Origin of the sequence: Tsukamurella strandjordii (assembly GCF_039525985.1) — a bacterium.
Classification (GTDB): Bacteria; Actinomycetota; Actinomycetes; order Mycobacteriales; family Mycobacteriaceae; genus Tsukamurella; species Tsukamurella strandjordii.
Genome location: NZ_BAAAII010000004.1, coordinates 514,993 through 527,880 on the forward strand (window position 1 = coordinate 514,993; position 12,888 = coordinate 527,880).

The window sequence follows — 12,888 nt, forward strand, 5'->3', positions numbered from 1 at the left end:
GCGCTACGCTGCGTCGCATGATCGGGTTGGGGGACCCGGAGCGCATCGTCATCGACTGCGCGGGGGACGACTGGTACATCTGTGGGCCCGACGGTGCCGTGCGCACCGTCGCGGCCCCGGGCGACGTGGAGGATTTCGTCGCGCCGGCCGAGGCCACCCGCCGGTGGGCGGCGTGGCTCTCCGAGGCGGTGTCGGGTGGGCCGCCGGTGCGCGCGTGGACGATCCTCGCGCCCACCGTCTTCGGGGCGCCACGCCGAGGCATCGTCGCCGCGGGTGCCGCCGCGCTCGGTGTCGATGCCACAGTCGTGTCCCGCGCCGAGGCGCTGGTCCGCGGCGGCGGCCTGCTGTACTGCCGCCGAGCGCTGGTCCTGGAATGCCGCGGCCCGGTGGCGCAGGCGCACGTGCTCGACCTCGTCGACGGCAGCTGGCTGCCGGTGGCCGCCGCCTCGCATCCCGATCCCGCGGCCGCTGCGCGGGCCGTCTTCGACGACCGGATCGACCAGGCCCTGATCGACGGTCCGCCCGACGTGGAGGCCGCGGTGCGGGAGGAGCTCGCCGCGCAGAAACTGTGGCGCGTGGTGCGGGTCGATCCGGGTGACCTTCTTCCCGCGCTGGCGCGGCCCGCCGCGCCCGAGTCCGAGTCCGAGTCCGAGCCCGAGCCCGAGTTCGAGGCGCGGCCCATCGCCGATCAGCCACGGCGGCGCGGTGTCCGACGGGCCGTGGTGGCCGCGGCCGGCGTGACCGGCGTCGCGGCCGCGGCGATCGCCTGCCTGCCGAGCACCGGCGGCGCGGGCGCCCCCGAACGCCCGGCACCGCCGCCGGAGTCCTTCGTGCAGGTGGCCTTCGACGGCACCGTCGTCGACCTGCCGCGCGGGTGGGACATCACCGAGCCCGCGCCGGGGCGGCGTATCGCCCAGGCCGGCGACGGCCGCCGGGTCACGGTGGTGCGCACCCGCCTGCGCGCGTCCACCGATCAGGCCGCGGTGGCCGCGGAACTGAAGTCGGAGCTGGACCGGCGCGGCGACCATCGCATCTCCGATCTGGACCCGGCGGGGTCCGTCGCGGGCCGCGATGTGATCGGCTACCGCGAGCGCCTCGCGGCGGATCGGGTGGTGGACTGGTACGTGGTGGTTGCCGGGGATGCCCAGCTCAGCGTGGGTTGCGAGGCGGGTCGCACTGCCGCCCCGCTGGCCGGTGCCTGCGAGCGGGCGGTGGGATCGGTGCGGCCGGATTGATGGGATTCGCCCGATTCGGCGCGCGCGAAGCCGCGTCGGGGTTTACGGTGAAGGAGCTTCGGGTCTTGGGGGAGACACGGACAGGGGGAGATTCATGAGTATCGCCACGTCGACCAACGGTGGTCTGCGGGTGCGCGCCAACGATCAGGGCACACCGCTGAACATCAGCATCGAGGCCGGTGAAATGCGCCGGGAGCCGCAGGAACTCGCCAATGCCATCGTGCGCCTGTGCGCCGAGGCGGCCACGTCCGCGGGCCTGCAGCGGCGCGCCCAGCTGGAACGGGAGGGCGTCGCCGAGCCCGTGCTGCGGGCCCTGCGCCTCCCGGAACCGCCGGCGCGAGCACCGGCCGCGGAACCGGACGACGATGTCGGCAGCTGGCTGCGGAGGGGCTGACCATGACTGCGGAAATGGATCGGATCGAGGCCCGGGTCCGGCACCAGCTGGGCGTGATGCGCACGGCGCGAGACGAACTCGATGCCGTCCGGGTCACGGTCTCCAGTCCTGACGGCGCCGTCCGGGTGGAGCTCGACGGTGTCTGCGCACTCGTCGGGCTCACGCTCACCGAGTCGGCGCTGCGCTCCAGCGGTGCGGTCCTCGGCCGTCGGATCGTGGACACCTGCGCCGTCGCGGCCCGGGAGGTCGCGGCCCGGCGCGGCGCGGTGATGGAGCGCTTCCACACCGATTTCGACGAACCGGGATCCGAACCGCGCGTCGGCGCGTCCAACTTCTAGACGATCAATCGATTCGAGGGGGAATGCCATGTTCATGGCCATCAATTCGGCGATCGCCGCATTCGGTGCGGCGAACGCGGGAGTCGGGGTCACCGTCGCGACCGCGGGTTCGGTGAACGCCGCAGCCAATGTGGCGGCGCTCAATCCGGCCCTGGGCCTGATCGGCCAGGACTTCCTGGCCGCCTTCACCGCGGCGCAGACCAGCTACACCACGTCGGTCGCGGAGCTCGCGACGGTCTACGCCGGTATCGCCGCCTCTTCCACCGCCACGGTGGCCGCCTACACGGCGACCGAGGCCGCGGGCGCCGCCGGACTGATGTCCGCCGCGGTGTAGCGATGGCCGAACCCGTGACACCCGGCCCCACGGCACCGGGTGTCGAGCTCGATCCGGCGATCCGTGCGTTGCTGGACCGCCCGGTCAACGACGTGCTCGCCGCGCTCGGGCTGCCACCGGTGCCGGTGCCACCGGAGAATCCGCCGCAGCAGGAGCTGCCGCAGGCGCCGAAGGGCGTCCCGGAGGCGCCGCAGGTCCCGGGATTCGACGTGGCCGGCCTGGTCAAACCGATGACGGACCTGTTGTCCACCTTCGGTTCCGGCAGCTTCTCCGGTCTCGACCCCTCGAAGGCGCTCGACGGTGCCTCCAAGGCGTTGGAGCAGGGGATGAGCGCGGGGATGCAGGCGATCAGCTCGCTCAGCCAGGTGTGGCAGGGCCCGGCCGCGACGGCCGCGACCGGGAAGGGCATGCAGGCCGCGGCGGGCACGGGCATGGTGGCCGAACAGGGGGCCGAGCTGTCCACCGCGGTGGGCGAGGCGGCCGCCGTGGTGGGGCAGGGCGAGGCCGAACTGCAGGCGATCATCGATTCCTTCATGTCGGTGATCGCGGCCCTGGGGCCGTCCCTGTGGCTGCCGCCCGGGCAGGTCGCCGCGGTGACCGCGGCGCAGGAACACACGGATCATGCTCTGGCCGTGGTGTCCCGGGTGAAGGGGCAGTTGTCCGGCCTCTCCGCTCAGGTGGGCGCGGCGGGCCGGAAGGTTCCGGTCACGCAGCCCCCGGCCGCCGCGGCGACCGCGGCTGCGGAGGTCGCGAGCACCGTGATCCCGGCCGTGGTCTCCGCCGCGACGGGCGCGGTCTCGGCGGTCGGCAAGCTGGCGACCGACACGGTGAGCGGCGCGGTGCAGACCGCCACGGGTCTGGCGAGCTCGGCGGCCGAGGCGATCGGCGGTATGGCCGAGAACCAGGCGGGCAAGGACGAGACGGGCCTCGGCACGACCGGTACCGACACCACGCCCACCGGCACCTATCCCGCGGGTGGCCTCGGCGGCGCCGGGACGGGCGGCGCGTCCGGTGGCGGTGGCGGCGCCGTCGGCGGCTTCGGTGGGGCGAGTGCGGTCAATGCCGCGCTCTCCCCGGCGAGCCCGCAGGCCTCCGCGCCGCGCACCCCGGTCGTGGAGGCCGGGGCACGCACGGTCCCGGCCGGCGATGTCGTCACCCGCGGCGGCCTCGGCGGCGGCATGATGCCGATGGCCGCGGCGGGCGCCCGGCCCACCCAGGGCTCCGACCACAACGTGCCGGACTACCTCGTGACGGGGCACAACGGCGAGCAGGTTGTGGGCGACCTCCCGCTGGTCGGCCCGCAGGTGGTGGGGGATGCGGAGTCCGCGGGATTCGATGAGCTGCCGGATGTGGAACTGCGCCTGTAGCGGTGCGCCGATCCGACGGAACCGCACCGGCACCCGGTGCGTCTAATGACTAGGAACGACTTCGGGGGGAGTTGAGGAACCATGAGTGACGGCATGCTGAGCATGGATCTGCAGGAGGTGCGCGAGATCGCGCGCGGGGTCGACAGGATCGTCGAGGATCTGCGTGGCGCGCAGGAGCGGTTCGCCGCCCACGCGGAACCCGCCGCCACCGGCCGCGACGAGGTGTCGGTCGCGGTGGCGCGCACCACCTCCGAGATCGGCGTCGCGCAGCGGCGCCTCGGTGAGACGGCGGTGAACGACCTGCGCACCCTCGGCGAGGCTCTGAACAAGCACGCGAACACAGTGCAGCAGAAGGACGCCGAACTCGCAGCCACGGTGCGCCTGGAGATCTGACGTGCCCGCTCCGCAGGCCCCACAGCCGCCGCAGGCCCCGCAGCCGCCGGGCTTCACCGGTGTCGACTGGTACTCACGCCCCACGGAACGCCTCGCCGAGGATCTCCTCGGCGGCGCCGGGGCGCGTCCGCTCTCCACCGCGGCGCAGGAGACGGCGCGCCTCGCCTCCGCGTACGGCGCCGCCGCGGTCGCGCTCGATCGCATCATCGTGCAGCTCGACGGCGCGGTCGAGACCGAGCGACGCACGGCGGCGGACAGCACCGGTGCCCGTCGGCGCACCGGCCCACTGCCGGATTACGCCCGCTGGTTGGCCAAGCACGCCGCCGAGCTCGCGGAGTACGCGGCCAAGCTCGCAGGCCAGGCCGCGGCGTACGAGACGGCCTCGCGGGCCATGCCCTCGGTGGCCGACGCCGAACGCCTCCGCAGCGACCGGGAGAACGCGCAGGCCGCAGCCGCGGCCGGCGGCGCCGATCCCGCGGTGGCCGCGCTGGCCGGTGCCGCAGCCGATTCCGAACGGGTGGAGCAGCAGGCGCACGGCACCGCGGCCGCGGTGATGGTCGGTTTCGAGAAGGCGGCCGAGCCGCTGAGCAAGTCGTGGCAGTTCACCACGGCGCCGAAGCTGGCCACCACCGACCGTTCGCGGGAGAAGAACACGGGCAAGTCCACCGGTGCGGGCAAGGGCGGTGGCGCCGGCGCGGTGAGCGCGGGCGTCCCGGCCGCACCGCTGGGAGGCTACGCGGCCACCACACCGCAGCGCGATCAGGGCGGGAGCACCACCCGGCCCGCGGCGGCCACCACGTCGAACGGCGGTACGGGCCGGGGCTTCCCGATGATGCCCGCGGGGATGATGGGCGCCGGCGCCGCTGCCGCGGCGAGTCATCGCGCCCAGTCGCACCCGTCGGGCGCCGTGCCCTCGGAATCGGACGACGACCTGCCCGAGGCCTTCGTGGTGCACACCGCGCCCGGGGTGCTCGGCGGCCAGGGCGACGAGCTCGTCGAGGAGGCCATGTGAGCGTCCATACCGTGTCCGCCCTCCGATCCCGGTTCGGCACCGAGGTTCCGCCGGTCCTCTGGTCGCCACCCGATCCGCGGATCGAGGCGGCGCCACCCGGGCCCGAGACCGACCTGTCCGACGACGAGCTCACCGCACTGCGTGTGCTCGCCGTGCCGGAGGTCCGGCTGGAGGGCCGTGCCACCGGCGATCTCGATTCGAAGCTGTGTCTGGCCCGTGCCGGTGAGCTCACCGCGCGGGTGGTGCGCGCCGCGGGAACCGCGGACGTCGACCTGCCGTACTGCGACGGCTCGGTCGGCACGCTGGCGCGGCTCGTCGAACCGCTGATCGGCACCGCGCCGGCAGCGGATCCGGCGGTGGCCGCATCGTTCCCGGCCGCAGCGGGGCGTACGGCCCTCGCCTGCGGCGGCGACGCGGGCGAGATCGCGGCCGAACTGCGCCGGATCGGCGTCGAATCCGAGGCGGCGCGCCTGATCGGCCGCACCTTCGCCCGGTCGAGCCGCAGCGTGGAATTCACCTTCCACGAGCGGGATCGGCGCATCGCAGTGGTGGTGGCGGTGATCGACGGCCCGGCCGGCCGGATCGTCGCACTCACGGCGACCGACGGTCCGGGCGAGGGTTGGATCGCCATCGCGGAGGGCACCGCCCACCGCATCGGCCGGGCGCTGCGACGCGCCTGCGAAGAACTTCCCGGGGGCGGCTGGATGCCGTAGCGGGGGACGGCTGCGCCACCTGGGCGCAGCTCGACGATGCCGGCCCAGCCGGCGGGAGGAGAAGGAACTATGGGGACATCAGCTGAACTGGCCGCGATGAAGGCCGGTGCGAGCTCGCTCGAGGATCTGGGTACGCAGATGAACGCCGTCCTGGGCCAGCTGCGCACCGACGTCGAGATGACGCAGAGCGCCTGGGCGGGCACCGCCCAGATCGCCTTCCGCACCGTGATGACGCGGTGGGACGAGAGCAGCGCCAAGCTGAACAACGCGATCAACGAGATCAGCTCGCTGCTGGCGGGCAACACCACCAGCTACGGCACCACCGAGGCGCAGAGCGAGGCCGACCTGCAGTCGGTCGGCGGCGCCACCTTGAACATGTGATCGACAACCAGGAATCGAAGGGGGAGAACCAATGAGCGACGACTTCATCAAGTACGACTACGCGTCGATCCGCAGTGGGCTCGACGACATCAACGCCAAGTACGGCACGCTGCTGCAGCAGGCGGATGCGATCCGCACCGAGCAAAACAAGTTCGACAACGCCTGGCAGGACGAGGAATCGGCCACGGCGTACCAGGCGGTCCAGACGAAGTGGAACAGCAGCTTCGAGGACATCAACAACCTGCTCAAGGCCGTGCAGACGGCGGCGGGCAACGCGGTGGACAACATGCAGGCCACCAATCAGCGGGCTGCTGCCGACTGGCAGGGCTGATCGCACAGCGAAGGGGCCCGGCGACCATGTCGCCGGGCCCCTTTCGTCGTGTCCTCGATCAGGCGACCAGGCGCACCGTCGCCGCGCCGCCGGTGGTGCGCACCGTGAGCATGCCCGGCTGCGGCTGGCTCAGCACCACATCGGCCTCCATCACCGGCGATATTCCCAGGCCCTCGATCCGCCACACGGTGCCCGTGGGCTCCACGGACCCCGGGGCGAGCCCGGAGGCGGTCCCGTCGAGCACCGTGACCGTGTAGTCGGCGGGACTCAGGTGCGCCAGGTGCGGCGGGTAGCGCCACCCGGAGATCCACAGCGCCTCCGGGGAATCGACCCAACCGACCAGGGGCTCCCAGAGCGCGGGCCGGCCGGTCACGATGAGCACGCGCGCGCCGGTGGCCACCGCGCGTTCCACGAGTTGCCGGGCCGGATCGTCGGCCACCGAGGCCCACACCGTGCGGACGCCGGGGCCGTGCAGCCGTGTGGAGACGGGGCCGCCCGTGGTGTCGGCGCCCAGCATCTGGCCGCACCCCGCGAGGGGGACGTGCAGCGTCCGCAGCGCGGGCTCGGTTCCGCTGACCGCGTGCGCGTTCCGGTCACCGTCGCCCGGCACCAGGCCGCTCGAGTACAGCCGCGCCTCGACGCGGACGTCGGGAGTGCCACCCGCGCGCCGGACATCGCCGGGGCGCACGGTGATGACGGCGGTGCCGAAGGGATCGGCCCGGCCCAGCAGGTGGTCGAGATCGCCCGCGGCGAGCGCGTCCGGATCGGCGTGCACCGCTTCCTCGGGCGACTCGATGACGATCGAGGCCAGTTCGGCCGAGCCCACCGGGAGCGTCGGGATGCCCTCCGCGGCAAGTGCGTCCGCGACCCGACGGGCGGCCAGCGCTGCGGTGGCGGCAGCATCGCCGCGACGGCGGGCGATGGCCGGTGCGCACGCCGTGGGATCGATCGAGACGGCGATCCGCAGATCGCTCACCGCCCAGCGGGCGATCGGTCCGAGCAGCATCTGATAGCGCGTGCGCGGCGCGATCGGCCCCGACGGTGCGCGGCCCCCGGCGAGCAGCACGTCGATCCGTGCGGCCGGGGTGTCGGCGTGGCGCAGCACCCGGGCGAGCACGTCCAGCGGGAGTGACGGATCGTCCCGGCCGCGCACGGCGACGATCCGCGGAACGTCCATCGTGGGCCGAAGAACCGCTGTGATCAGTCCGTTCTCGTGCCGAATGCCGATGTCCCCGCCGCCCGGATAGGGCGCCGCGGCAGTGGCGTGGGTGGATCGGGCAGGCCGGCGCAGGCGGCCCGTGGCCCACTCCGCGGCCGAGGTGCCGCGGCGCCGCGTGAGGGCGGCACCGCCCACCGTGAGCGCGGCGAGGCCCGCGGCCCAATGCGGCCCACCTGCCGCGGCGGTACCCAGGCCGGCCACCGCCGCCGAGGCCTCCGCGAGCAGGATCGCCCCGGCGGCGGGCCATCGGTGCCGCTCCCAGCGGGTGGGCGCGGCCAGCGCTGCGGGCACCGCTCCGGTCACGGAGCGAGTGAATCCCGTGGTCTGTTCCATTTTCTTCCCCCGATCCAGCCGTCTCCCCCGAAACGCGCTGCCCTGGTGGCAAAGTACCGTATTCTGCGAGGAACGGCGTCTGCTTTGGGGAAAGCGGACGCGGTGCGCCTTGGGGGAGGGGCGAATCGATGCGACGTCAATTGACCACGCGCGCGCAGGTGAGCGGCTACCGCTTCGTGCTGCGCCGAATGGACCATGCGCTTCTGCGGCGCGACCCACGGATGATCTCGGACCCGATGGCCTCGCAATCGCGGTCGCTCATCGCGGGCCTCATCCTGGCTCTGGTGATCACCGGCGGCTGCGGTGTGCTCGCCCTGATCCGGCCGCAGGGCGCGGTGGGCGATTCGAAGATCGTGCTGGCCAAGGAGTCCGGTGCCCTGTACGTGCGGGGAGACGATGTGCTGTACCCGGTCACGGGCCTGGCCTCGGCGCGGCTCGCGGTGGGGGAGGCGGCCCAGCCCGCCCAGGTCAAGGACAAGCGGCTGCAGAGCTTCCGCCGCGGTCCCGAGGTGGGGATCGTGGGTGGCCCCGCACAGATCCTCGGCCCGGCGTCGGCGTGGAAGGACGGGGCCACGCCGTGGCTGCTGTGCGACCGGACCACGGCCGCCGCCGCGGACAAGCCCGCAGCGCGCGACACCCTCGACACGTTGGTGACTACGGCGGCCACCGGTGCCGCGGACTCGGGTGCGGTCCTCGTCTCCCGCGAGGGCACGAACTACCTGCTGTTCGGCGGTGTGCGGGCGCCAGTGGACCTCGGCGATGCCGCGGTCCGGCGGGTCGCCGGGCTCGACGGTGCGCGGCCGCGGGCGGTCAGCGCAGCCCTGCTCAACGCCTTCGCGGAGACCGATCCGCTGGCGGTCCCGCAGATCGCCGGCCGCGGGCAGCGATCCGCCGCGATCCCGGACGCGGCGGTGGGCGATGTGGTGAAGGTGGCCGACGCCGATCGGGACAGGCTGTACGTGGTGCTCGCCGACGGCGTGCAGCCGATCGGGCGCTGGGCGGCCGATCTGATCCGCGCGGGCGATACCACCGCCACATCGATCGCGACCGTGCCCGCCGCCACCGTCGCCGCCGCGAAGACGGTGCGGTCGGTGCCCGTCCGCGATCTGCCCGATGCGCGGCCCGAACTGCGCACGGTCAAGGACGCGCCGGTCGCCTGCGTCGCCGCCGGGGCCGATGGGAAGGGCGGCGGCACCGTCGAACTGCGGACCTTCGGTGCGGCACCCACGCCGGGCACGCCCGTCACGCTGGCCGGGGCCGACGGTGCCGGTGACGATCTGGATCTCGCGTACGTACCGCCGGGCACCGGCGAGTACGTGCTCGCGGCGCAGCCGGGTGGCGATCGCCGGGACGGCCTGTTCTACGTCTCCGATTCCGGTGTCCGCTACGGCATCCCGAACGCCGAGGTGGCCCAGACGCTGGGGCTGATGCACAAGGCGCGGCCGGTCGCGTGGTCGGTGCTGTCGGCACTGCCCGAGGGGCCGGACCTCGATCCGAAGGCCGCTGCCATGACTCGGGACGGGAAGAGCATCACCGTCAGTCGGTGACCGGCGCCCGAATGCCGATCGCCTCCGCGACCGCCTTCGCCGCCTCGCGGCCCGCCCGGTTCGCGCCGATGGTCGACGCCGAGGGACCGTAGCCCAGCAGATGCAGCCGCGGCTCCCCGGCCACCTCGGTGGCCAGGCGGCCCGTCATCACGATGCCGCCGCCCGGTGCACGCAGATTCAGCGGCGCCAGGTGATCCATCGAGTACCGGAAGCCGGTGCACCACAGGATCACGTCGGCGGGCACCAGCGAACCGTCGGCCAGCATCGGACCGTCGGGGGTCAGCGAGGCGAACATGGGGCGCCGCACCAGGATCCCGTCGGCGATCCCGCGGCGCATCGCGTCGTTCATCGGCAGGCCCGTCACCGAGACCACCGAGCCGGGCGGCAGGCCCGCCCGCACCCGCTCGTCCACCCGGGCCACGGCGCGCCGGCCCTTCTCCGGATCGAACGGGGTCTCGTCCCACTGCACCTCGCGGCGGGTGAACCACCGCGTCTGCGCCACCTTCGCGATCTCCAGCAGCAACTGCACCGCGGTGATGCCCGCGCCCACCACCGCCACCGTCTTCCCCGCGAAGGGCTCGGCGGTCCGATAGTCGTGCGCGTGCAGTTGCCGCCCCGCGAACGTGGCGGCGCCCGGCACCGTGGGCCAGAAGGGCCGGTCCCACGTGCCCGTGCAGTTGATCACTGCACGAGCCTGCTCGGCGTACGGCGCACCGTCCACCGTCCCCGACACCAGGAACGGGGCCTCGGCGTTGCCGGTGCGGGTGATCGAGGCGACGTGAGCGGGCCGGCGGACCGGCAGCGCGAATCGCTTCTCGTATTCGCCGAAGTATTCGGCGACGCCCGTTGCGGCGGGAATGTCGTCGCACTGGTTGCCCAACGCGTCATGCAAACCCCAGCCGGGCAGGTCGTGCACGTGGTTCGCCGCCTTGAGCGTGAGCGAGGGCCACCGCTGCCGCCACGCACCACCGGGACCCGCGTTGTGATCGAGAACCTCGAAATCGTCGATCCCGAACCTCGGGAGGAAGTAGGCGGCCGAGAGACCGGCCTGGCCAGCACCGACCACAACGACATCCTTCACCCCCGTAGCGTAGATTGCGGGCCATGATCGGATACACGTTGGAGGACCGGGTCGCCGTCATCGAGTTCCAGCGCCCGGAGGCACGGAACGCACTGAACCCCGAGCTCATCGAGGCTTTCGAGGCCGCGATCGACCGGGCGGAGGAAGACGGGGCGTTCGTGATCGTGCTCACCGGGCAGGGCACGGTGTTCTCCGCGGGGGCGGACCTGCGCTCGGGCGCCGTGCTCGACAAGAACTTCATGGCACGGGTCATCCGGCTGTACCAGCGGATCGAAGACATGAAGCAGATCGTGATCGCCGCCGTGAACGGTCCGGCGGTGGGCGCCGGCGTGCAGCTGGCCATGGTCGCCGATCTGCGCGTGCTCGACCCGAGCGCCACCATCGCCATCCCCGCCGCCAAGCTCGGCGTCACCATCGACAAGTGGACCCTGCGCCGACTGGTCGACCTGGTGGGCGGCGGCCACGCCCGCAGCGTGCTCATGGCCGCCGAGAAGTTGGGCGCCGAGCAGCTCGCCCAGCTCGGCTTCGCCAACCGCATCGGCGACCGCGAGGCGGCCCTCGAATACGCGCGCGGCATCACCCGGCTGGCACCGCTGTCGCTGCAGAACTACAAGGCGCTGTTCAAGAACGACGTCGCCCGCGAACCGCTCACCGAGGACGACGAGGCCCGGCTGCACGCCGTCTGGGACTCCGAGGATCTGCGCGAGGCGCTCACGGCCCGATTCGAGAAGCGCGAGCCGCGCTTCTCGGGGCGCTGACATGCCGCGCCGGCGGAGTTCCGCCGCGCTGGCCGCGGGCACGGTGGGCGGCGGCCTGCTCGGCGCCACCGGCGTGTACCTGCTGCGCGCGGGCCGCGGCCTCAAGCGCTCGATGGGTGCACAGGCCGACACCGTGTACACCAACTCCGATCCCGACAGCCCGCACGAGCGGTTCGACGCCGGGAAGATCCTGCGCGGCGTGGTCGGCCGCGCCCGCCACGGCCAGGGCCGGCCGTCACGCCCCATCCCATTGGTCGCGCCGCTGAGTCCCGTGGACGCCGCCGACCTGGCCGTCACCTGGTACGGCCATTCCTCGGTACTGATCGAGATCGACGGCTTCCGTGTCCTGGCCGATCCGGTGTGGGGCGAGCGGGTGTCCCCGTCGCCCACCATCGGACCCGCCCGGCTGCACCCCGTGCCCGTGGCACTCAGTGCGCTGCCGCCGATCGACGCGGTGATCATCAGCCACGACCACTACGACCACCTCGACCTGCCCACGATCGACGAGCTCACCCGCGACCGCGACGTGCCCTTCTGCGTGCCGATCGGCGTGGGCGGGCACCTGCGCGCCTGGGGCGTCCCCGAGGATCGGATCATCGAGCTCGACTGGGACCAGAGCCACACGCTCCGCCGGGACGACGGCCGCGGCGGCACCGATGAGCTCAAGGTGGTGTGCACCGAGGCGCGGCACTTCTCCGGCCGCGGCCTCACCCGCAACTCCACGCAGTGGGCGTCCTGGTCGCTGATCGGGCAGCGGGCCGAGGGCAAGGGGCACAGCGTGTTCTTCGGCGGCGATACCGGCTTCACGGAGCGGTTCAAGCTGGTGGGCGACCACTTCGGACCCTTCGATCTGACGCTGTTGCCGATCGGCGCCTACGACCCGCTGTGGCCCGATGTGCACACCAACCCCGAGGAGGCGGTCGCGATCCATCAGATGATCGCGAAGCCGAAAGCGCCGCTGGTGCCGGTGCATTGGGCCACCTTCAACCTCGCCTTCCACGACTGGTCCGAGCCCGTGGAGCGACTGTTGGTCGCGGCGCGGGAGGCGGGTATCACCACAGTGGTGCCGAAGCCGGGCGGCCGGGTGGACGGTGTCGCGGCGGCCGCGGGGAGGATCCCGCAGGTAGATCACCACAGCGGAGATTCTTCGGGAACGCGAAGCAGTGGCGACTGGTGGACCGAGGTCGGCTAGCCTGTGGCCATGGATTTCAAGGACATCGCAAACAAGGCCAAAGACGCTCTGGGCAAGAACCCGAGCATCATCGACAAGGCGGGTGACTTCGTCGACAGCAAGACCGGCGGCAAGTTCTCCGAGCAGGTGAACAAGGCGCAGGATGCCGCCAAGAAGTTCATCGACGACAAGGAGATCCAGGTCGAGCAGGAGGCGCGCGATCCGCAGGCGGATCAGCCCAAGCCCGACCAGCAGTAGATCTTCATTGAGAAAGTAGCGTC

At 72.7% G+C, this 12,888-nt stretch carries 16 protein-coding genes; 14 read left to right on the top strand and 2 right to left on the bottom strand.

Translation table 11 applies throughout. From position 1 onward, the window contains the following. Positions 1-17: 17 nt before the first annotated feature. From ABD108_RS08555 to ABD108_RS08600, 10 genes are all read left to right on the top strand, one after another. Entirely contained in the window at positions 18-1,235 is a 1,218-nt protein-coding gene (locus ABD108_RS08555) for a type VII secretion-associated protein (RefSeq protein WP_343930039.1), read from the top strand. Between the two features lie 94 nt (positions 1,236-1,329). Further along, positions 1,330-1,629 carry a hypothetical protein gene (locus ABD108_RS08560; RefSeq protein ID WP_343930040.1) on the top strand — a complete coding sequence of 100 codons (300 nt, stop codon included), beginning with the start codon at positions 1,330-1,332 and terminating at the stop codon, positions 1,627-1,629. A 2-nt stretch (positions 1,630-1,631) separates the two neighbouring features. After that, positions 1,632-1,967, top strand: a complete 336-nt coding sequence (locus ABD108_RS08565) for a YbaB/EbfC family nucleoid-associated protein (protein WP_220657984.1) — start codon at positions 1,632-1,634, stop codon at positions 1,965-1,967. 28 nt (positions 1,968-1,995) lie between these two features. Next, complete coding sequence (locus ABD108_RS08570) at positions 1,996-2,301, top strand: type VII secretion target (RefSeq protein ID WP_220657985.1); 306 nt, start codon at positions 1,996-1,998, stop codon at positions 2,299-2,301. 2 nt (positions 2,302-2,303) lie between these two features. Then, positions 2,304-3,668 (top strand): WXG100 family type VII secretion target, encoded by a 1,365-nt coding sequence (locus tag ABD108_RS08575; protein ID WP_220657986.1) that lies wholly within the window; start codon positions 2,304-2,306, stop codon positions 3,666-3,668. A gap of 81 nt (positions 3,669-3,749) precedes the next feature. Beyond that, positions 3,750-4,061 (top strand): PE family protein, encoded by a 312-nt coding sequence (locus ABD108_RS08580; RefSeq protein ID WP_305111052.1) that lies wholly within the window; start codon positions 3,750-3,752, stop codon positions 4,059-4,061. Between the two features lies 1 nt (position 4,062). Then, entirely contained in the window at positions 4,063-5,073 is a 1,011-nt protein-coding gene (locus ABD108_RS08585; RefSeq protein WP_220657988.1) for a PPE domain-containing protein, read from the top strand. Beyond that, the gene (locus ABD108_RS08590; protein ID WP_305111051.1) at positions 5,070-5,786 is read left to right on the top strand and encodes an ESX secretion-associated protein EspG; all 717 of its coding nucleotides are present in this window, start codon (positions 5,070-5,072) and stop codon (positions 5,784-5,786) included. The genes ABD108_RS08585 and ABD108_RS08590 overlap by 4 nt, the downstream gene beginning before the upstream one ends. Before the next feature lie 69 nt (positions 5,787-5,855). After that, positions 5,856-6,167, top strand: a complete 312-nt coding sequence (locus tag ABD108_RS08595) for a WXG100 family type VII secretion target (RefSeq protein ID WP_343930041.1) — start codon at positions 5,856-5,858, stop codon at positions 6,165-6,167. A 31-nt stretch (positions 6,168-6,198) separates the two neighbouring features. Beyond that, positions 6,199-6,498 carry a WXG100 family type VII secretion target gene (locus ABD108_RS08600; protein ID WP_343930042.1) on the top strand — a complete coding sequence of 100 codons (300 nt, stop codon included), beginning with the start codon at positions 6,199-6,201 and terminating at the stop codon, positions 6,496-6,498. Between the two features lie 58 nt (positions 6,499-6,556). Here ABD108_RS08600 and ABD108_RS08605 read toward each other — a convergent pair whose 3' ends face one another. Beyond that, entirely contained in the window at positions 6,557-8,050 is a 1,494-nt protein-coding gene (locus ABD108_RS08605; RefSeq protein WP_343930043.1) for a type VII secretion protein EccE, read from the bottom strand. A 128-nt stretch (positions 8,051-8,178) separates the two neighbouring features. Between ABD108_RS08605 and eccB the strand changes: the two genes are divergently transcribed. After that, on the top strand, positions 8,179-9,597 hold the full coding sequence (eccB, locus tag ABD108_RS08610) for a type VII secretion protein EccB (RefSeq protein ID WP_220657993.1): 1,419 nt from the start codon (positions 8,179-8,181) through the stop codon (positions 9,595-9,597). On the opposite strand, the gene ABD108_RS08615 is transcribed toward eccB, so the two are convergent. Then, positions 9,587-10,678 carry an NAD(P)-binding domain-containing protein gene (locus ABD108_RS08615; protein ID WP_343930044.1) on the bottom strand — a complete coding sequence of 364 codons (1,092 nt, stop codon included), beginning with the start codon at positions 10,676-10,678 and terminating at the stop codon, positions 9,587-9,589. The two genes, eccB and ABD108_RS08615, sit on opposite strands and share 11 nt — an antisense overlap. Positions 10,679-10,701: 23 nt before the next feature. Here ABD108_RS08615 and ABD108_RS08620 point away from each other — a divergent pair, with 23 nt between their 5' ends. From ABD108_RS08620 to ABD108_RS08630, 3 genes are read left to right on the top strand one after another with little or no spacing between them, the layout of a single operon-like run. Beyond that, the gene (locus tag ABD108_RS08620) at positions 10,702-11,436 is read left to right on the top strand and encodes an enoyl-CoA hydratase (RefSeq protein WP_220657995.1); all 735 of its coding nucleotides are present in this window, start codon (positions 10,702-10,704) and stop codon (positions 11,434-11,436) included. Between the two features lies 1 nt (position 11,437). Further along, positions 11,438-12,628, top strand: a complete 1,191-nt coding sequence (locus ABD108_RS08625; RefSeq protein WP_220657996.1) for an MBL fold metallo-hydrolase — start codon at positions 11,438-11,440, stop codon at positions 12,626-12,628. A gap of 9 nt (positions 12,629-12,637) precedes the next feature. Then, on the top strand, positions 12,638-12,865 hold the full coding sequence (locus tag ABD108_RS08630) for an antitoxin (protein ID WP_220657997.1): 228 nt from the start codon (positions 12,638-12,640) through the stop codon (positions 12,863-12,865). The last annotated feature ends 23 nt before the right edge of the window (positions 12,866-12,888 follow it).